Consider the following 22,067-nt stretch of genomic DNA (forward strand, 5'->3'; position numbering starts at 1 on the left):
ACCATAAAAATGCATAACAGACTAAAGGAAAGTAATACATATGCTACTTTTATCTACTTTTATATAACAACATATTATTCCTAATGCAACAAAATAACTACAATATAATATTTACCATTCTTTAGTAGAAAAATGTTTTATTTATATTACAACAATAGCAACACAATTAAACAGAAAACAAATGACGGATATTACTATCTCACTAGCTAAAAATTCATGGTATTCAAATCAAAGACTATACCATTTGCAAGATGCGTGTACAAAGCACATCTTAGATCGTTTTTCTTTTACCATTCCTTTATATAAGCTTATTATATAATAAACGTCACCTACACAAGCAGTGTATGGAGCGCTTATAGTAAAAATCAGGTACACCAGTGAGTAAACGGATCATTAGTTTGTGGCTGCACATGTTATCTACTCATATAACATTATGTATACAGTTCTATTTTATAAATAACAGAAAAGACGATATAAGTAACAACGCCATCACTACAAAAAAGATAACACGATAAAAATCGCACAGCAATATTTAATACATTGCAATGAAGTGACTATAAATTTGATTTTTTCGCACTATATAATAAAGATTATTATGGAATACATGCACAAAAACTTTTATTAAGACAGTAAAACATGCGTCGCATTGTTGATAGTTGTCAGCAGCTTAATTGCAGTAGTATAAACAATATAAACTCTGCATTTTATATAAAGCATTCTGGAATAGATAATCTATAATTATGACTATAATATAGTGTTTTATTGTATTAATGGTATACGACAATCAAACTACAACTTTAAAAAACGTGCAGATTATAAAATGTTCAATTATTTATGACAGGATTGTTCTCTGCAAAAACCTATGCAGAATTTGTTTTTTAGAAAAATTAGCCGTTTTATACTCGCATTTAAAAGAATCTCACAGACATTATAGGTCTATATAATGAATAACAACAATCGCATACGACTTCTTTGGATCAGCTTTCTTTCATACGCACTCACAGGTGCTCTAGTGATTATTACAGGTATGGTCATGGGTAACGTTGCAGAATATTTTGATTTACCTCTTTCTAAAATCAGCAATACCTTTACCTTCCTTAATACCGGTATTTTACTCGCAATCTTTCTAAATGCCTGGCTAATGGAAATTATTCCCTTAAAACGTCAATTACTTTTTGGTTTTGTATTACTAGTATTAGCAGTAATGGGGCTGACGATCAACAAAAATCTAATCTTATTTTCTCTGTGTATGTTTATCCTTGGTATAGTCAGTGGCATCACTATGTCAATCGGTACCTTTCTAATCACGCATATGTATACTGATCGCCAGCGCGGCTCGCGTTTATTATTCACTGATTCTTTCTTTAGCATGTCTGCAATGATTTTCCCGATTATCGCAGCTAAACTATTAGGTTATCATATACTATGGTACTGGGTGTATGCCTGCATTGGTCTCCTGTACTTTGGTATTTTTGTATTGACTCTGTACAGTGAATTTCCAACGCTAAATAAAAAAGATACTAACACTCAAAAACCTCATGTTAAAGAGCAGTGGGGCATTAGTGTAATGTTTTTGTCAATAGCCTCATTATGCTACATTCTTGGACAATTAGGTTTCATTCAGTGGGTACCAGAATATGTGACTAAATCATTTAATATGAATATTAACCAAGCTAGTAAGCTAGTAAGTAATTTTTGGGCTTCTTATATAGTTGGTATGTGGATATTTAGCTATGTGCTTCGATTTTTTGACTTGCACCGGATTGTCACAGTATTGGCTTCACTGTCAAGTATTGCAATATATTTTTTTGTGAATAGTCATAACCCTCAATATTTAGGTTACTATATTATGATCCTAGGATTCTGTTCTAGTGCCATCTACACTACGCTAATCACCCTAGCATCATTACAAACTAAGGTTGCTTCACCAAAACTAGTTAATTTTATCTTAACCTGCGGTACTATAGGTACTATGCTGACTTTTGTAGTCACTAGCCCTATCGTAGAAAAAAACGGCATACACGCAGCACTACACACTGCTGTTGGTCTGTACGTAACAGTGGCAGTACTATGTGTACTACTCGGTTTTGTAACTAAGCATCGCTATTATATTGATTTTACGGATTAATAGTAATAGCTAATTAACTAGCAAAGTATTTCAATACCCTTACTCATTTTTGAAGCAACAATCAAAAACATTACTAAGTCATACGAAAGCACCTGCAATCACCGACATTTCGTAGTTACTAAAACGAGTAGCATCAAATTTCTAACATGCTTATAGTTTTATAGTACAATCAAGACCTGTGCTAGAAGACTGTAAGATTCAGTAAAATACAAACAACAATCATAAAAATATAATACTATTGTAACTATTTATCTAACAATACAAGTTACCATACAGTACAAAAGATCATTTCAAAAAGAGTATCTTATGTACAGGACATCAAAATACAATTTTTACATCATTATAGTGGTTCACTAGTCACATTACTTTTTGTGATTTTACATGGTAAAACTACACTTATTTATTTAGCCTGAAGTTTAATGTTATTAATGAATCATGTTAACACATAATGCCATAACACTCGGTATGTTCACTGATCAAGAGACTTTTATAGACTTTTTTCTAAGTAAATAACACTTCATTTTGTCTACCGGAGAACAATTTGGTGCTCTATGTGATTAATCATGCATATATTACTTGTATATAATAGGTATGATATTGTGAAAGTTAATTTTAACTATATAACTCAGAATAATAATCGCAAAAATATAGAACCTTAAAGTATATTTGAGCTATTCTAAATTTCATTATGTAATTAGTAATTTTAATATATATTACCCCTTAAGTAAGGAGCTTATCTTATAGATAAGTTTGGATACTCTAATGTTTTTCATAACAAAAAAAAATGCCCTGAGTTTGCGTTCAGGGCATTTTTTTTTGTTATGATGCCTGGCAGTGTCCTACTCTCACATGGGGAGACCCCACACTACCATCGGCGCTACGGCGTTTCACTGCTGAGTTCGGCATGGATTCAGGTGGTGCCACCGTGCTATTGCCGCCAGACAAATTCGTTTTACACTTTACTGAAAGTTAACTGTCAAATTAAGACATCTTCGGTGTTGTAAGGTTAAGCCTCACGGATCATTAGTACTGGTTAGCTCAATGCATTACTGCACTTACACACCCAGCCTATCAACGTCTTAGTCTTAAACGTTCCTTTAGAGACCTTAAAGTCAAGGGAAGACTCATCTTGAGGCAAGTTTCGTGCTTAGATGCTTTCAGCGCTTATCTTTTCCGCACGTAGCTACCGGGCAGTGCCATTGGCATGACAACCCGAACACCAGAGGTGCGTTCACTCCGGTCCTCTCGTACTAGGAGCAACCCCTCTCAATCTTCCAACGCCCACAGCAGATAGGGACCGAACTGTCTCACGACGTTCTAAACCCAGCTCGCGTACCACTTTAAATGGCGAACAGCCATACCTTTGGGACCTACTTCAGCCCCAGGATGTGATGAGCCGACATCGAGGTGCCAAACACCGCCGTCGATATGAACTCTTGGGCGGTATTAGCCTGTTATCCCCGGAGTACCTTTTATTCGTTGAGCGATGGCCTTTCCATTCAGAACCACCGGATCACTAAGACCTACTTTCATACCTGCTCGAGCCGTCACTCTCGCAGTCAAGTTAGCTTATGCCTTTGCACTAACCTCACGATTTCCGACCGTGATTAGCTAACCTTTGTGCTCCTCCGTTACGCTTTAGGAGGAGACCGCCCCAGTCAAACTACCCACCAGACACTGTCCTTACTCCGGCTTACGGAGCCAAGTTAGAACATCAAACATTCAAGGGTGGTATTTCAAGGTTGGCTCCATGCAAACTAGCGCCTGCACTTCAAAGCCTCCCACCTATCCTACACATCAAAGCTTTATGTTCAGTGTCAAGCTATAGTAAAGGTTCACGGGGTCTTTCCGTCTTGCTGCGGGTACACTGCATCTTCACAGCGAATTCAATTTCACTGAGTCTCGGGTGGAGACAGCTTGGCCATCATTACGCCATTCGTGCAGGTCGGAACTTACCCGACAAGGAATTTCGCTACCTTAGGACCGTTATAGTTACGGCCGCCGTTTACTGGGGCTTCGATCAAGAGCTTTGCGTATTTCTCGCTAACCCCATCAATTAACCTTCCAGCACCGGGCAGGCGTCACACCGTATACGTCCACTTTCGTGTTAGCACAGTGCTGTGTTTTTATTAAACAGTTGCAGCCAACTGGTCTCTGCGACTGGTCTCAGCTTTATCCGCAAGGAATGTCACCTACACACCAGCGTGCCTTCTCCCGAAGTTACGGCACTATTTTGCCTAGTTCCTTCACCCGAGTTCTCTCAAGCGCCTTGGTATTCTCTACCTAACCACCTGTGTCGGTTTGGGGTACGATTACATATAACCTGACGCTTAGAGGCTTTTCTTGGAAGCAGGGCATCAACAGCTTTCGCACCTAAGTGCATCGTCATTACGCCTCAAGGTTAATAGTGTTCCGGATTTTCCAAAAACACCCCATTACACGCTTAAACCAGGATAACCGTCACCTGGCCTGCCTAGCCTTCTTCGTCCCCCCTTCGCAGTTATATTAGTACAGGAATATTAACCTGTTGCCCATCGACTACGCTTTTTAGCCTCGCCTTAGGGGTCGACTTACCCTGCCCCGATTAACGTTGGACAGGAAACCTTGGTATTTCGGCGAGCAGGTTTTTAACCTGCTTTATCGTTACTTATGTCAGCATTCGCACTTCTGATACCTCCAATGTCCCTCACAGGACACCTTCAACAGCTTACAGAACGCTCCCCTACCCAGCGATGTAAACATCGCTGCCGCAGCTTCGGTGCATGGTTTAGCCCCGATATATCTTCCGCGCAAGCCGACTCGACCAGTGAGCTATTACGCTTTCTTTTAATGATGGCTGCTTCTAAGCCAACATCCTGGTTGTCTAAGCCTTCCCACATCGTTTCCCACTTAACCATGACTTTGGGACCTTAGCTGGCGGTCTGGGTTGTTTCCCTTTCCACGACGGACGTTAGCACCCGCCGTGTGTCTCCCGTGATAACATGCTTCGGTATTTGCAGTTTGCATCGGATTGGTAAGCCGGGATGGCCCCCTAACCGAAACAGAGCTCTACCCCCGAAGATGAATTCACGAGGCGCTACCTAAATAGCTTTCGGGGAGAACCAGCTATCTCCCGGTTTGATTGGCCTTTCACCCCTAGCCACAGGTCATCCGCTAATTTTTCAACATTAGTCGGTTCGGTCCTCCAGTTGGAGTTACCCAACTTTCAACCTGCCCATGGCTAGATCACCGGGTTTCGGGTCTATACTTTGCAACTATACGCCCAGTTAAGACTCGGTTTCCCTACGGCTCCCTTACTCAGTTAACCTTGCTACAAAATATAAGTCGCTGACCCATTATACAAAAGGTACGCAGTTACCTAACAAAATAGGCTCCTACTGCTTGTACGTACACGGTTTCAGGTTCTTTTCACTCCCCTCAACGGGGTTCTTTTCGCCTTTCCCTCACGGTACTGGTTCACTATCGGTCAATCAGGAGTATTTAGCCTTGGAGGATGGTCCCCCCATATTCAGACAGGATTTCGCGTGTCCCGCCCTACTCATCGAACTCACAGTTAATGCATTTTAATATACGGGGCTATCACCCTTTACTGCGCGACTTTCCAGTCGCTTCTACTAATACAATAATTGATTATAGTTCTGGGCTGCCCCCCGTTCGCTCGCCGCTACTAAGGGGATCTCGGTTGATTTCTTTTCCTCGGGGTACTTAGATGTTTCAGTTCTCCCGGTTTGCTTCGTTAAGCTATATATTCACTTAACGATAGTGCAACTTAATGCACTGGGTTTCCCCATTCGGGTATCACCGGATATAGCGGTTCATATCACCTTCCCGGCGCTTTTCGCAGATTAGCACGCCCTTCATCGCCTCTGACTGCCTAGGCATCCACCGTGTACGCTTAGTTACTTAACCTTACAACCCGAAGATATCTTATAATTAAGATATCAATGCTTTTGAATTTTTCATATTTTTAGGATTTCTATTTTAACAAGAAGTAGCCTTAATATTAAGTGTATCCAATACACATGAGTTGTTATTTTTTAACTTTCAGCTTATTTTAAATTGTTAAAGAGCATTAATTCATATCTGATATACAAATTAAAATACGTAATATTTTGTGCAATCAGTATTATTTAAATTCAAATGATTTACTTCATTAGTAATCACTTGGTGTCCCCTAGGGGATTTGAACCCCTGTTATCGCCGTGAAAGGGCGATGTCCTAGTCCTCTAGACGAAGGGGACACGTCACTGTACTACTGTGACGCCTGTTTTCCCATTTCTTTATCAGAACATCTGTGTGAGCACGCCACCTAAATCAATACCCTTATTAGGTAAGGAGGTGATCCAACCACAGGTTCCCCTACGGTTACCTTGTTACGACTTCACCCCAGTTATGAACCACAAAGTGGTAAGCGCCCTCCCGTAGGTTAAACTACCTACTTCTTTTGCAGCCCACTCCCATGGTGTGACGGGCGGTGTGTACAAGGCCCGGGAACGTATTCACCGTAGCATTCTGATCTACGATTACTAGCGATTCCGACTTCATGGAGTCGAGTTGCAGACTCCAATCCGGACTACGATACATTTTATGAGGTTCGCTGACTCTTGCGAGGTTGCTGCTCTTTGTATGTACCATTGTAGCACGTGTGTAGCCCTACTCGTAAGGGCCATGATGACTTGACGTCATCCCCACCTTCCTCCGGTTTATCACCGGCAGTCTCCTTTGAGTTCCCACCTTTATATGCTGGCAACAAAGGATAAGGGTTGCGCTCGTTGCGGGACTTAACCCAACATTTCACAACACGAGCTGACGACAGCCATGCAGCACCTGTCTCAGAGCTCCCGAAGGCACTCATTTATCTCTAAATGATTCTCTGGATGTCAAGAGTAGGTAAGGTTCTTCGCGTTGCATCGAATTAAACCACATGCTCCACCGCTTGTGCGGGCCCCCGTCAATTCATTTGAGTTTTAACCTTGCGGCCGTACTCCCCAGGCGGTCGATTTAACGCGTTAGCTTCGGAAGTCATATCTCACGGACACAACCTCCAAATCGACATCGTTTACAGCGTGGACTACCAGGGTATCTAATCCTGTTTGCTCCCCACGCTTTCGCACCTGAGCGTCAGTTTTTGTCCAGGAGGCCGCCTTCGCCACCGGTATTCCTCCAGATCTCTACGCATTTCACCGCTACACCTGGAATTCTACCTCCCTCTACAAAACTCTAGCTTGCCAGTTTCAAATGCCGTTCCCACGTTAAGCGCGGGGATTTCACATCTGACTTAACAGGCCGCCTGCGTGCTCTTTACGCCCAGTAATTCCGATTAACGCTTGCACCCTCCGTATTACCGCGGCTGCTGGCACGGAGTTAGCCGGTGCTTCTTATGCGAGTAACGTCAATATAAAGTATTATTAGTACTTTACTTTTCTTTCTCGCTGAAAGTGCTTTACAACCCGAAGGCCTTCTTCACACACGCGACATGGCTGCATCAGGCTTTCGCCCATTGTGCAATATTCCCCACTGCTGCCTCCCGTAGGAGTCTGGACCGTATCTCAGTTCCAGTGTGGCTGGCCGTCCTCTCAGACCAGCTAGGGATCGTTGCCTAGGTGAGCCATTACCTTACCTACTAGCTAATCCCATCTGGGCACATCTGATGGCGTGAGGCCATAAGGTCCCCCACTTTGGTCTTTTCGACATTATGCGGTATTAGCTACCGTTTCCAGTAGTTATCCCCCACCATTAGGCAGTTTCCCAGACATTACTCACCCGTCCGCCGCTTGTCACCAAAAGAGCAAGCCCTTTTGTGTTACCGCTCGACTTGCATGTGTTAAGCCTGCCGCCAGCGTTCAATCTGAGCCATGATCAAACTCTTCAATTTAAAGCTTTTATTACTTCAATATATTAAAGATTTCTTTACTTCAACATATGAAGTGTTGCTCAAAGATTTACTTTATGAATATTACTTCTTGAGTCACTCTTTAAGACTTGATCTTTTACCTTCAAAAGATGGATATTGTCTTGTGGAGTGCCCACACAGATTATCTGATATTTTTTTAAAGAACGTTAAGTCAAAATTTATTGCTACAAACTTAAGATTAAAGATCTTATCCTATTTCTCTAAAAAGTCAAGTTATTATTTTAATTTTTTGTTGATTTATTTATTCCCCTATTACGAGTATAATTAATATAAAAATTATAGGGTATTTATAAATAACTGAGATAAATATTTTTTTATTTTTAACTATTAAATATTTCTAAAAATCTGCTAAAACAATAATGTCTCTAGTCTCTGAAAACCATATCGCTTTAAAAGGGGCTGTAAAATATGGGTTTTCTTATTTCGTACCATACAATACGCTAAATTATCTTCTTGCGTCAATATTAAATTTTTCTGCGTCGAAATCAGCCAAGCAGAACGCCTAGCAATAGCGGCGCTTGAATCTACTAACCGAACACCGGCAGGTAAAACTAATGTTAGTTCTTCTACGAGAAATGAGAAATGCGTACAACCCAATATTATTGTATCTGGTGGCTGGTTCATTGTAAGCCATGGATTTAAAATGTTTTTTAACATTGCTAACGAAACAGTTTCACCATGCAGCTTAGCTTCTGCTAATTCCACAAGTTCAGCAGAACCTAAAAGTTCTATTTTGCACTCAGCACCGAATCGGGTGATCAATCTATGAATATAAGTATGTTGAATAGTCCCTCGCGTAGCTAAGAGACCAATGACACCATTAACAGTAAGTCGGACAGCGGGTTTAATAGCGGGTACAACACCCACGATTGGAAACCTAAAGCGTTCACGCAACGCTGATAGAGAAATAATGCTAGCTGTATTACATGCGATAATTACTATTACCATGGGATAACGTTGCTGCACTGCGCTAGTAATCGCTAATACTCGCTTAGTAATAAGCGCCGCAGATTTTTCGCCATAAGGAAATGCCACATTATCAAAAGCATATATATAGTGAAGCTCAGGCAATAATTGCCGCACTGCTTGATATACCGACAACCCACCAACACCAGAGTCCAAAACTAACACAGTCGGGCGTAAAGTTTGAGTGTTGTTACACGGTGGTACAACGTCTAGTGGAATAAAATTCCCTACCTGGGGTAACATTGCCATCAACTATCTCATAGATTTTATTCAACATATTTATAGTTTTATTATATACCATGTATAATTGATTTAAAATCATAAAATAAGAAATCGAGGTATCCTGCGTGCTCGTTTTACTAAATATTTGATTGATAGTGTAATGCTTTAAATATAAACATTTTGCTATAAAACCTACCCTAGTGCAGACATTTTACTATATCTAAAATAATTATCTAATTATAGCATGTAAATATTATACATCTAAATAACAAAATTCATAAACACTGCATAAAAGTAAAATTAGAAGAATCAGGATAACAAGGTAGTCTTTTATAAATTTTAGAACCCGATATGAATAAGCACACTTCAGATGTCTCTAAATATTAACCCATAAAATTTAGGACGATTAACATAAGAACATTTCTTGTCATTCTGAATATTATAGGTTTTAAAATTCTACACTTTTTAACTATCACGAGAGTTCTGGCATATATATCAAATAACGAATATTTTTTTCTTTCAATACGAAGTAACAACATAACAATAAAACAGTATATATTATGCCATGATACAGTAGATTATCGGCATGTAGAATGGATGATACTTAAGTGATACCAAATATCATTGAGGTGCATCATCTCTGTCCTAATAGCTTATATACACGCCCGATAACAAGGTTATATAAATACTACACAAGACGATAAAAACTTACTCATATTGCACTTTACTAATAATCTCTAAGAAACAAAACACTTACTGTGCTGTAATAGTTACTAAAGATGTGTCAGATAAAATCACCGCAAGCATTAACACATTCTTCCAGTTACCGAATATAACGCTTATTAATTAACACATGCGAAAGATACTTAGAGATGTGGTGACGTGTTTAATAAATAATTTACTAGCAAAGACATTGCTTTCTCTCCTTTTGTATACTGTAAGAATTATTGAGTATAAGTAACATGCTTACTCAATATGACATGCAAAGTACATTGCTCATACAATAGTAACATTAGTATTATAATGCCAACCAACTTTCAATTTGGTCTTGAATACCAACTGCATCCAAGGACAAGTCAGCTCGTACTTCTTCTTGTGTGCCTTGTGGTACAAAGTTGTCTGGCAATCCGATATTTAACACTGGTACTAGACGACTACTAGATATTAACAATTCATTAACGCCACTGCCAGCACCGCCGATAATGGTGTTCTCTTCTAGTGTTACAAGCACGTTGTGACTGGTTGCCATTTCTAGCACTAATTTTTCATCTAACGGTTTAACAAAGCGCATGTCTACTAGTGTAGCATTCAGAACTTCCGCTACCTGCGCAGCTTCCTGTAAAAGAGTGCCAAAATTAAGGATCGCAATATTTTTACCGATACGGCGTACTATACCCTTACCGATCATCAGCACATTTAATGGTTGTAGTGTAACGCCAATGCCAGTACCACGTGGATAACGCACTGCGCTTGGACCATCGTTATAGTGATATCCGGTGTATAACATCTGACGGCATTCATCCTCATCGCTTGGTGTCATAATGATCATCGTCGGAATACAACGCAAGAAAGATAAATCAAATGCACCTTGATGAGTCTGACCGTCAGAACCAACGATACCACCGCGATCAATAGCAAACATTACTGGAAGTGCTTGGATAGCCACATCATGAATCAGTTGATCATAAGCACGTTGCAAAAAAGTAGAGTAGATGGCCACTACTGGCTTATAACCGCCAATTGCTAATCCACTCGCAAAAGTTATCGCGTGCTGTTCAGCAATCGCAACATCAAAATATTGCTGTGGATAATCTCTTGAGAATTGCACCATACCAGAACCTTCGCGCATCGCTGGCGTAATAGCCATAAGAGCACTATCTTTAGCAGCCATTTCACACAACCAATCACCAAAAATTTTTGAATAACTAGGAAATCTATTGACACTTTTAGGTAATTTACCACTAATTGGATTAAACTTTGGCACCGCATGGAAACTAATTGGATCTTTTTCTGCTGGCGCATAACCTCTACCTTTTTTTGTTATGATATGCAGAAGCTGCGGACCTTTTAGGTTGCGCATATTATTTAATATAGTAGTTAAATTATAAACATCATGCCCATCAATAGGACCAATATAATTAAAACCCAGCCCTTCAAATAGCGTACTAGGGATCATTATGCCGTTTAAGCGTTCTGCAGTACATTCTACTAACTCTTCAATTGGTGTAAAGCTAGGGAGCACTTTTCTACCCCCGGCACACAACGCAGTGTAGAATTTACTAGATAATAACTGCGCCAAGTGGTTATTTAACGCCCCTACATTTTCAGATATCGACATTGCATTATCATTAAGTACCACTAATATATCTGAGTTAATATCCCCAGCATGATTCATCGCCTCAAATGCCATGCCGGCAGTAAGAGCGCCATCGCCAATCACACAGACAGTTCGGCGGCCTTCTCCTTCACGCTCTGCTGCTACCGCTATACCGAGACCAGCGCTAATCGAGGTTGAAGAATGACCAACCGATAGCACATCATATATACTTTCAGTACGACACGGAAAAGGATGGAGACCATTTTTTTGACGAATAGTAGAAATAGCATCACGGCGGCCAGTTAAGATCTTATGTGGGTAAGCTTGGTGGCCAATATCCCATACTAAGCGATCGAACGGTGTATGATAAACATAATGTAATGCCACTGTGAGTTCCACAGCGCCCAATCCGGAAGCGAAGTGACCGCTAGACTGGCTTACACTGTCTAATAAATACTGCCGCAGTTCATTACACAGCTTTAATAAGCTTTCTTTAGGCAGTAAACGGAGTTGACTGGGATTTTCTACTAACGCCAAGGTTGGATAACGAACTATATTAAAACTCATTTGATACTCATATCAATGAATTGCGAACTATATCTTTTAAGTAACAGTAATTTTAACGTTTAATTGCACTGCACCCTATTAGTGCTTTATAAACAACACCTAAATTCGTTTTTAATATATTTAACACTCTAGTGACTAGGTATTACGCAGTCACTCTCCTATCGCAATATAAAACTTCTTGGTACCATCGCACATGCTAAGTATCACGTTGAATAATAAAACTAGCTAGTGCTCGCAATGACATTGTATTATACGATTGAGCTTCCAAAGTGTTTAATGCAACTAATGCTTCCTGATACAATTCCCATGCCTTAACCTTCGCAGTATCCACCCCTAATAAATTCGGGTAAGTGCTTTTGCAGTTTTTCTGATCTACTCCTTTGTGTTTACCGATTTTTTCTGTTTTACCAATAACATCTAAAATATCATCTTGCACTTGAAAAGCCAAACCAATCGAAGTAGCATAATAATCCAGAAACGGTAAAGCAGCTCGACTAGATTCACCCGCGGCCAACGCACCAAGACGAATTGCTATACGGAATAGACTACTGGTTTTATAATTATAAATCCGTTCTAGCGCTGTCAGACTAATCTTCTTACTTGTCGCCTTCATATCCATTGACTGCCCTCCACATAGACCAGCTATACCAGAAGAAGCTGCGAGTTCAGACAACATAGCTAATCGATCACGCAACGCGACATTTGGCATGTCTGCATCCGCTAAAATAGAAAACGCGAGAGTTTGTAATGCATCACCAGCTAAAATTGCATTAGCTTCGCCAAATTTTATATGACAAGTCGGTTTTCCACGGCGTAAATCATCATTATCGAATGCGGGGAGATCGTCATGAATCAAGGAATAGGCATGCATACACTCAACTGCAGCAGCAGGTGCATCCAGGCTATTTTTCGCAATACCAAACATCTGACCAGTGGCATAAAGCAAGAATGGACGTAAGCGCTTGCCACCTAACAATACACCGTGACGCATAGCTGCTACTAACTCGCTATCATCAAATGGTAAAAACGCGATAAAATCCAGCAATATGCGATCAATACGCTCGCGACAAGCTAGTAATTGCGTAGTAAAGTCATCGGATTGAGAGGGATTGGGCATAACCATTACTCAGCACCTCAGATAAAAGGCATTAGTCGTACATGCTGGTGTTTTCCAATTAATAGATACGTTTTACGCCACTAGTTGTGGCATTATTGACTCTGATATACAAATTATACACTGAATTTAAATGTATTCAGTAGGTCTTGCAAAAGTAAGATATAAAATTCTCGGCATGCCATGATATTTTTTATCTCGTTTAAAGAGCCTTCACAATAGACGTTTTGATTTGTTGTTATCTAGTATCACCTAGTGATTTTAATTATTTTATTTTATATCATTGTATGCATTAAGATTTTATCCATTATGTTATCGAATTTTAATAAGCAAATCATGGTAGATATACCGCACTCTATTCTACTATAGAGACTAATATTAGTATGATATCCTCTATGTTGGTATTTTTTTTACATAATAAAGACTATTATAAGTTTATAAGTAAATGATTTTTAGCACTGAGAATCACGTACTAAGTTGTACGTTGATCTCTTCTTCAAACTTTACGAATGAATACTATTAACGTCTTTAAGTGAGAAGGACGCATGTCGAAGTTCATTCTAATAGCATCGCCAATAATTTCTAATACATTAACATGTATGCATAATTAACATCTATTATATTGTAACAATAAAAACATAATTTGTCTTAGTATTCAATACTCCTATGTGAACCAACGCTAGCGACTTACCGTAAATCAGAAAACATTAAACTTTTCTTTTTTAGCAATACATCTTAAAAAGCAAAACTTTATTTTATATAATCTGCAATGCTATGTAAAAATAGGGAAGATTAATACATCAAAACATGTTAGTACGTTTCACTGATCTATACGTAACAATAGGTGCGATAACTAAAAATAATTAGGTGACATTAATAAAAAAATAATACAGCAACACGGTAATTATCTTATTAGCACTGTAGGAAGATATATCATTTTTTCTACAACGAGATTTAATGCAAATGTATAACTGTATGCTGCTATCTACTGATATAGAGTACTTACTGTGTAAGTATATATACTTAACTTAACAAGAATAATGCATAAAATTAGCATTCAACAGGTGCTTGCCTATTAATTGCAGCACACCCGTATCAACTTATATAAGACATGTACTATTATTAAAATTTTTATTCATGTAAAACAACATATCATAAAAGATCAATAATAGGTAGATAAACGTAATATTAGAACATGTCATGGAATATGCTGTTTGACAGATTGCAATACGTTGTAGGATAAAATCTCTAGACACTAGAAAATGCTGAGTGAAATATTAATTTAAAAATTAACTAAACATTATCTAACCAATTATGTTAATGATACACTGTATTTATTCACTGGTTCGCGTAATAAAAAGCACAATTTACTTGTTGCATCAATGACTCTAGTGTCATGATTTATTTTAGTTTTATAACTTTACTAGCGCAGTACTCTCATCACGTAACATTTATCGCCCCACTTTTATAAATACCATACTTTTGGAGATATAGTCGAGTATCTATAACACAGGATAAAAGGCTTACTTATTATACTTTTTACTCTGATCTTTAAATACATTACACATATACCGGATTATTTTGAAGTAATGCACTCGAATAACATAAAGCAATTAATTATCTTGTTAAACATTGCTTACTGAACCTATATAACAAATAATACAAAAATAATCGTGCATTTTTTATTGGCGTGCCTTTATAGTACAGTAACAGTGCTTGTATCAGCACATTTATTAATTGTGATTACTCGATTGTTGCAAAGACCATATATGCAAATTCTCGTGCTACTACATTCTGAATATTACAGAATCGATATTTAAGCGGAGGAGAGTCAACTGTTTCAAGTGTCTCTAGTTCCTATGTTTAAAAATAGAAATCATATCACATATTAAGTGTATCTTTTATATTAGAGAAAGATCGTTAAAAACAAGATAACCGTATTATACCTACTAGCTACTTTTTTTAGTTTTTGTCTAGATTTCGATACAAGATCTGTAATACACATACACGATATTTTGTACAGCATAGTCGGACTCTGTGTCTGCTAAAATTAGCGTGGTATCAAATACCTCATGATATCTAACATAGGGGTAGTGTATAGCATATTATACATCAACGGCTTAAATTGTTATTTATACAACTAATATAAATCTGTTATTATATAATCAGTTATCATGCAATGTATACTATACTTAAATATCTATGAAGACCTTATATAAGGCGTAAACGTTATATGGCTCAAGACTCAGTAAAACCCCATTGTAAGAAAGCCTGCTATAAACAACAAAATCTAGCAATCATTATAAGATGGCAAATTGAAATAGGTAAAATAGATCTCTGAATGTAATCAGTGCAGTCTGTTATCAATATCTAATATGACAGAATATCATTCTTATTGATACCTAGAATTAAGATTAATTTAGATAAAATACAATAAATTTTCTGATAAGAATCCAGCATCTTTAATAATTATAAATATCTAGTAGCATTACTCTACGTTCTGAATCTGTTCACGCATTTGCTCAACTAGCACCTTCAACTCAATAGCAGAAGCCGTAACATCAGTGTTAATTGATTTCGAGGCTAATGTATTGGATTCACGATGAAGCTCCTGCATCATAAAGTCAAGACGACGACCTACCGCTTCTTTTTTCTGTAGAATCTTGTGCGTTTCCTTTATGTGCGTTTCTAGACGATCCAACTCTTCATCAATATCCATGCGCTGTGCCATTAGTACAAATTCTTGCTCTATGCGGGGAGCTTCTATTTTTATTTGAATTTCTTCTAACTTACTCACTAATCGCTCGCGTTGCCATTGTAAAATACTTGGCATCTGGCGGCGTATTTTACCCACTTCAGCACTTACGCCATTTAAGCGCTGCTCAATAAGGACTTTTAATATGGCGCCCTCACTTTCACGCACGGCAACAAAATCATCTAGCGCGCAGTCCAGTGCCTGCATTAATTCACTGCTAATAGCATCCAGATTTTGCGCTATATCGGAAATTACACCTGGCCAACGCAACATATCAATTAGATCGATCTCCCCTTCACCACTGCGTGTTTTTACCCAATTTACAGCTTTTATAAGTTGCTTAGCTAGTGCTTCATTTATAGTAATCGAGCTGATCGCATATGGATCTAACTCAAAAAATAGGTTACACTCGAATTTACCACGGGTCAAAAAATAACGAATACGTTTTCGGATTACTGGCTCTAAGCTCCGGAATTGATCTGGAAGACGGATGTGCGTTTCCAAATAGCGTTGGTTAACAGAGCGCAACTCCCATGTTGCGCTCCCCCATGTACTATTAATTTCACGCCTAGCATAGGCGGTCATGCTGCGTATCATATTCGTGCCTCATAATAGCAAACTCAAGTGATTATAGTCTTTTTTCTGTAAGCAGCACAGGCATTAAATAATCCGGCACTCATAACATGTGCTTAACTATTGGTTTAAAACCAGAGAAAACCAATGCTTCCTACAGGAAGATCACCAGAATATGTTTGTTGACTAATATTAACACGTTACTACATTCACTATACTGTTGAAAGAATTGGTGCTGGTAGAATATGGGGCGCTACTAGAGTTTTATGCCCTGCTACAGTAGAAGGAGGTGTACCACGTTTACTGAAAAACCGAGGACAAGGTTTTGCATTATCGTCAAATACACAGCATGCTACCGCGCTCTACTCATAGTCGTAATATTCGCGAAGTTGTCAAAGGCAAACAGAACGGCAGAACACTAGAAATTCAACGATTAATTGCACCTTCATTATGCGCAGTCATAGATCTGAAATTAGGTGCGTTTATTATTACTTTATATTGAGATCTCTTACAGGCCGATAGCAATACTCCTGTCTCTGCTATTTCTGGCGCTTGTCTAACCCTGCTTGATGCACAAAATGCACTAGTAGATAGTGATACACTAAAATAGAGTCCGATAAAAGAACGAGTAGTAGCGATTCCTTTAGGTATAGTTAACGGTGATATAAAATGTGGTTTAGAATATCACAAAGACTCTCATGCCGAGACTGGCATGAAAACGTAGTGTAGATCAATTCTTTTAGATAACGAGGAAATCGCCGTTATATTTAATACTTTTATGACAATACTAATAAGATATACAAAGCAGATCAAACATAGAAGAAATCAAACTTTCATAATATTAATGAGCGAAGTTCTGGTGTAATAAACAGTATTCAATTAAATTCTCATACCTTGAAAATTAGCTAGATAAACCTGCGTTTCTTGAATGCTCATCCATAAAAATAGACATTATCTTATATGATGAGAGATTTATACCACAATATTAATAGCTGCCAATATAACTTTTTAGTCGCTATCTAGCTTAGATGACATAGGGTTTTTAATAATTTATATAACAAAGTGGTCATGCTGATGTTTATGAGTACGACATATCATTCTTTTTGGCTCATCAGTAAACTTAACTGATAGTGAAAAATAGAATACTTTGCATAACTCAACAATTCAGCAAGTGCAGTTTGCTTTTAAGTAACGCGATTACTGTTGTTACGATATCCCTAATGAATATATAGAGATAATCGGCGCTAATATTTTTACCTTGTGTATTTGCTGGTTATTCTTAATGATTAAGAACTTTATCATGTGGATCCTGACGCCATTAAAGCAGCAGAATATAATTATTATTTAAAAATGCATGATATCTGCAGGTTGTGAGAATGAAATTGCTTACCTGAAATAAAAAATCTTAAATGCCACGTCAGTTATCAGCGGTGCACTGTACTCCTAAAACAGGAGAATATAACAAAATGACGCACTCTTTCTCTGACATCTTATTATAAGTCAATACACTACCAATAACAGTCAATATCGAATTTTTACATATTTTACAACGCAACTAAAAAGGCAAAGAGAACAAAATCATTCTTTTGCTAAAGACAATGATAACCGGCTTATAGCATCTTATAAACGCATAAAATATCATTTATTATCACTTACATTACCTTTATGCTTGATATAATCACGCGTTAATGCACTAAAGATAACATTAGTAATACAATTATAGAGGTATGTAATTTTAGTATGATCTTATAAATAATTATACTATACATTGCGCCTAAATAGTGATTCTAACAATCTCATTAACCCTCAAAAAGTATACTCTCAGAAAAATTTTGAGCATTTTGATACTTCTTATAAAATAAATATGATATATATCATTACACGGTCTTTTTAATAAACTAAAAATTGTAAAATCCATGTGTTATACAGCATATGCCAGCATTCTGGCACTTAAAAATCTTCTATTTTTAACAAAATATCAGGGTTATATTGATATACCTACCGCCATGTCTTCATGTTAACCGCTTCGTCAACACCAGTAATATTCTCTTACGCTCATTTTTGATGTTTCTTGCTCCAGGTGTGCTTATTTAAACGTTTATTTACACCATGCAATTTACAAAAATTAACTACTAAAAACAAAGATCAGTCTATCAACGCTTATATAATAGCGTTTACAATTTGTAAATTTTTATCTAAACACTCTTAGTACTGTATATCACTTGGAGTGCATGATAATAATTAATTCATAACGCCAATTTTCATGCGATTTTGTAATTCTTTAGGAGAAAATTTTTAATTATCTATGATTATATACTAAGATTAATATCGACCAGAGTGACCTAAACCTTTAGTGCTGCGTTGACTGATTTTGAATTCTTCTACTAGGTTGAATTCCACCTGTATAACTGGCACAAAGACCATTTGTGCGATACGCTCGCCTGGTTTAATCGTGTAAGATCTTTGATTTCGATTCCATATAGAAATCATCAACTGTCCTTGATAATCAGAGTCGATCAAACCAACTAGATTACCTAATATTATTCCATGCTTATGACCGAGACCAGATCTCGGTAGTAACACAGCTGCTAGATTGGCATCAGAAATATGGATTGCTAAACCCGTAGGTAGCAATATTGTATCATCTGCCATCAATTCCACTGCATTCTCTAAGCACACCCTCAAATCAAGTCCAGCAGAACCTGAAGTAGCATAAGTCGGTAACGGTATATCCTGACCGATTCGCGGATTCAAGATTTTAATATCGATTCTTTTCATAATAATGACTAAATATCTCGTCGATTAAACATTGACCAAGGCGTTTTTTATCGTCAAGTACTAGTCGTCTTTCTCCACCTTGCCAAAAAAGATGCAGTGCATTAGTATTACTTGTAAACCCTTGGTCAGCTAACAATACATTATTAGCACAAATTAAATCTAAATTCTTACAAACTAGTTTTTGTTTGGCGTATTTTTCCATATTCTGTGTTTCAGCAGAAAATCCAACGACAAATGGACGATTTTTAGACATATTGGCCACACTAGCAACGATATCAGGATTCTTAATCATTTTGATACTAAGCTCGTCGCCTTTTTTTTTGATTTTTTTATCAGCGATCTGTTGAGCACGATAATCACCTACAGCAGCACAAGAAATAAAAATATCCTTCTGATCGACGTGCTTGTGCACGGCCTGAAACATCTCCAACGCACTAGTAACGTTTATACGTGTCACACGAAGTGGTGTTTGTAAATTGACAGGTCCAGTAATTAACGTGACTTTAGCGCCGCGATCAGCAGCAGCATAAGCAATAGAGAAACCCATTTTTCCAGAGCTATAATTACTAATGAAACGTACTGGATCTAGCGCCTCATGCGTAGGGCCAGCAGTAATCATAATCTTTAAATGTTGTAAATCCTGCACTATAGAAAAATAGTTATTCGCCAGAATCGCGATATCTTTTGGATTAAGCATGCGACCCAGACCAATATCACCGCAAGCTTGACGTCCGTTATCCGGACCCCATACTAACATGCCACGTTGTTGTAATACTTGCAGATTAGCTTTGGTTGCAGTAGCATGATACATTTGTTGATTCATAGAAGGAACTATAGCGATCGGTGCATTAGTCGCTAGACAGACAGCCGTTAGCACATCATTAGCCATACCAGCAGCAATCCGTGCTAATAAATCAGCAGTCGCTGGTGCCAAAATTATTAAGTCAGCCCATTTTCCCAATGCAATGTGATTTACTTCCATTTCAGCAACAGGTTCTATAAAATCTTCGAAAACCGGATAACTAGAAGCAGTTTGAAACGTTAATGGCAAAATAAATAATTTAGCTGCGCTAGTCATTACGACTCGCACTTCTGCTCCTCTATCGCGCAGTCGATATACTAACTCAGGGCATTTATACGCCGCAATACCGCCACTAACGCCAAGAACAATATGTTTTCCTGAAAGTGTTGTTGTCATAATCGTCTAATCAAAAGATAGAGTATACACGCTTTGCTTTATTTGCCAAATAGATACACACTGCTGTTATAATCGGTCCTATTTCATGAGATTGTAACGATAATTCGATGCATTACTAAATGTCTATTAAATACTAGAATGTGGTACAAATATATTATTGCTCTTTTAAAAAAGGCGAATAAAGAAGTCAGCTAAAATTATGGCTAAGCTTTTTTCTTTTATTTCTATTGCACCATTAATGATTTAATGGGCGTTTTATAGTTATAGTTAATGTGACGCTGTTTCCTATATATCTGCACATACAGACCTGATTTCTTCTGTAAGACGCTTTTATTCTGTGCGTTTGTATCTGCATTAGTAGCCTTGTGCAGCCTTATGACTAACTACTGCAATATCACAGAAATTCATACACTATATTTTTTAGTAAATTAGTTTAAAATAAAGCACAAGTACTTTTATATAGTAATTTACAGATTGATTACTGGATTCTTCTAATTTAGCCACTGCTCATGCTTATCAGAATAGATCTAATGATCGCAGATCATCTGCTTTGAGATTTAAAAGTTATTATTAATCTGACAAAATCATTTGTGTTCAGTGCCTATACTATACTTAAGGGAGAGTAGCGTCTTTCCTATAAAAATATCTTTTATACAGTGTAGTAATGGTTGTCTCTGTATTGTTGATTATTATGAATAATTTTTATCAGATTCCGATTGACACTATAGAACAGTCGACAATAAGCTTTATTATATCATACTCACTAAATTTTTAACAGTTCTGCGCAATGATAACCTACGCTCTTAATGCGTAGTAGGCATCCTCTCGATTACACAATTGTAATTATTAATTATAGCAACACTAGTGACATTTTACTATTACATATATTATATGATCAGCCTACTAAATTGACTCTATCGTGGAAGTTGAGTATATCTATGATATTTAAACAAGTACCAACTATTGCTATGTTTTTACCCGGAATTAGTCTGACGCCGATCTAGCGATATCCCAGAGTTATTTTATGTTAAACAAACATTACTAATCCACAGTTCACAGGAAAGGATGATTAACTTTTTCTGCTATTCCACATATGTCGTATGTTTCTGCAACGTCTGTCATGCTTTACCTGTTATCTTTATAAATCAACTTAGATCATGTTATATCAATGAAAGATTGTACGCTAAATATTCATTCATGTTTCAGCGAGATCCGTAGACATTTGTATTTATTAAAAATTCCATGATAATTATATATTATTTGCAAAAGATGAAGCGAATGATTTAATAAGTTCTGCGATCTATATTAAACTTACATAGTTATTATACTTTTATATAAAAAACTCAGTAACACTATTCTTCTAATACTCACTGCAATAGCGGTGTGTGCAGATTATACGTTAGATCGTAGAGAGTCAGTGATTAAATGCAACTGCAACCCTAGAATCTAGTTGAATCTTTCTTATGATCAAGAGCTCTCTTTTTGATATTGTCTTTAGTGAAAAATCTTAACCCGTTCTGCTTCACTGAAGATTA

8 protein-coding genes, 1 tRNA gene and 3 rRNA genes are annotated in these 22,067 nt (G+C 37.5%); 2 read left to right on the forward strand and 10 right to left on the reverse strand.

The window, feature by feature from the left end; translation table 11 throughout:
- Nucleotides 1-943 precede the first annotated feature (943 nt).
- A complete protein-coding gene (tsgA, locus tag GIY03_RS02995; protein ID WP_457913648.1) occupies nucleotides 944-2,128 on the forward strand; it encodes an MFS transporter TsgA in 1,185 nt (394 codons plus the stop codon).
- Between the two features lie 826 nt (nucleotides 2,129-2,954).
- On the opposite strand, the gene rrf is transcribed toward tsgA, so the two are convergent.
- The 8 genes from rrf to GIY03_RS03035 all read right to left on the reverse strand — a co-directional run bounded on the left by rrf (nucleotide 2,955) and on the right by GIY03_RS03035 (nucleotide 16,580).
- Nucleotides 2,955-3,070 (reverse strand): 5S ribosomal RNA (gene rrf / locus GIY03_RS03000).
- A gap of 60 nt (nucleotides 3,071-3,130) precedes the next feature.
- Nucleotides 3,131-6,037: ribosomal RNA gene (locus tag GIY03_RS03005) — 23S ribosomal RNA — on the reverse strand.
- Nucleotides 6,038-6,293: 256 nt separating this feature from the next.
- Nucleotides 6,294-6,369, reverse strand: a tRNA-Glu gene (locus tag GIY03_RS03010).
- Between the two features lie 90 nt (nucleotides 6,370-6,459).
- Nucleotides 6,460-8,003: ribosomal RNA gene (locus GIY03_RS03015) — 16S ribosomal RNA — on the reverse strand.
- The 16S, 23S and 5S rRNA genes sit together here with 1 tRNA gene alongside, the layout of an rRNA operon.
- A gap of 387 nt (nucleotides 8,004-8,390) precedes the next feature.
- Nucleotides 8,391-9,257 carry a glutamate racemase gene (gene murI / locus GIY03_RS03020; protein ID WP_457913649.1) on the reverse strand — a complete coding sequence of 289 codons (867 nt, stop codon included), beginning with the start codon at nucleotides 9,255-9,257 and terminating at the stop codon, nucleotides 8,391-8,393.
- A 991-nt stretch (nucleotides 9,258-10,248) separates the two neighbouring features.
- Nucleotides 10,249-12,114: a 1-deoxy-D-xylulose-5-phosphate synthase gene (gene dxs / locus GIY03_RS03025; RefSeq protein ID WP_457913650.1), complete on the reverse strand. Its 1,866-nt coding sequence runs from the start codon at nucleotides 12,112-12,114 to the stop codon at nucleotides 10,249-10,251.
- A gap of 196 nt (nucleotides 12,115-12,310) precedes the next feature.
- Nucleotides 12,311-13,231 (reverse strand): (2E,6E)-farnesyl diphosphate synthase, encoded by a 921-nt coding sequence (ispA, locus tag GIY03_RS03030; protein WP_457913983.1) that lies wholly within the window; start codon nucleotides 13,229-13,231, stop codon nucleotides 12,311-12,313.
- 2,485 nt (nucleotides 13,232-15,716) lie between these two features.
- On the reverse strand, nucleotides 15,717-16,580 hold the full coding sequence (locus GIY03_RS03035) for a YicC/YloC family endoribonuclease (protein ID WP_457913651.1): 864 nt from the start codon (nucleotides 16,578-16,580) through the stop codon (nucleotides 15,717-15,719).
- Between the two features lie 301 nt (nucleotides 16,581-16,881).
- Here GIY03_RS03035 and GIY03_RS03040 point away from each other — a divergent pair, with 301 nt between their 5' ends.
- Nucleotides 16,882-17,058 (forward strand): hypothetical protein, encoded by a 177-nt coding sequence (locus GIY03_RS03040; RefSeq protein WP_457913652.1) that lies wholly within the window; start codon nucleotides 16,882-16,884, stop codon nucleotides 17,056-17,058.
- Nucleotides 17,059-18,878: 1,820 nt separating this feature from the next.
- Here the strand turns inward: GIY03_RS03040 and dut are convergent.
- Both dut and coaBC read right to left on the reverse strand, forming a co-directional pair.
- Nucleotides 18,879-19,337, reverse strand: coding sequence for a dUTP diphosphatase (dut, locus tag GIY03_RS03045; protein WP_457913984.1), 459 nt, complete (start codon nucleotides 19,335-19,337; stop codon nucleotides 18,879-18,881).
- Nucleotides 19,315-20,532 (reverse strand): bifunctional phosphopantothenoylcysteine decarboxylase/phosphopantothenate--cysteine ligase CoaBC, encoded by a 1,218-nt coding sequence (gene coaBC, locus GIY03_RS03050; protein WP_457913653.1) that lies wholly within the window; start codon nucleotides 20,530-20,532, stop codon nucleotides 19,315-19,317. Before coaBC ends, dut begins: the two co-directional genes overlap by 23 nt.
- Nucleotides 20,533-22,067: the final 1,535 nt, after the last annotated feature.

The sequence above is a fragment of the Candidatus Gillettellia adelgis genome (genome assembly GCA_020541285.1).
Taxonomy (GTDB): Bacteria; Pseudomonadota; Gammaproteobacteria; order Enterobacterales; family Enterobacteriaceae; genus Gillettellia; species Gillettellia adelgis.

Coding starts and splice junctions, on each gene's coding strand:
- ispA (WP_457913983.1), bottom strand. CDS start 13,231: ATGCCCAATCCCTCTCAATCCGATGACTTTACTACGCAATTACTAGCT.
- dxs (WP_457913650.1), bottom strand. CDS start 12,114: ATGAGTTTTAATATAGTTCGTTATCCAACCTTGGCGTTAGTAGAAAAT.
- coaBC (WP_457913653.1), bottom strand. CDS start 20,532: ATGACAACAACACTTTCAGGAAAACATATTGTTCTTGGCGTTAGTGGC.
- murI (WP_457913649.1), bottom strand. CDS start 9,257: ATGGCAATGTTACCCCAGGTAGGGAATTTTATTCCACTAGACGTTGTA.
- GIY03_RS03035 (WP_457913651.1), bottom strand. CDS start 16,580: ATGATACGCAGCATGACCGCCTATGCTAGGCGTGAAATTAATAGTACA.
- tsgA (WP_457913648.1), top strand. CDS start 944: ATGAATAACAACAATCGCATACGACTTCTTTGGATCAGCTTTCTTTCA.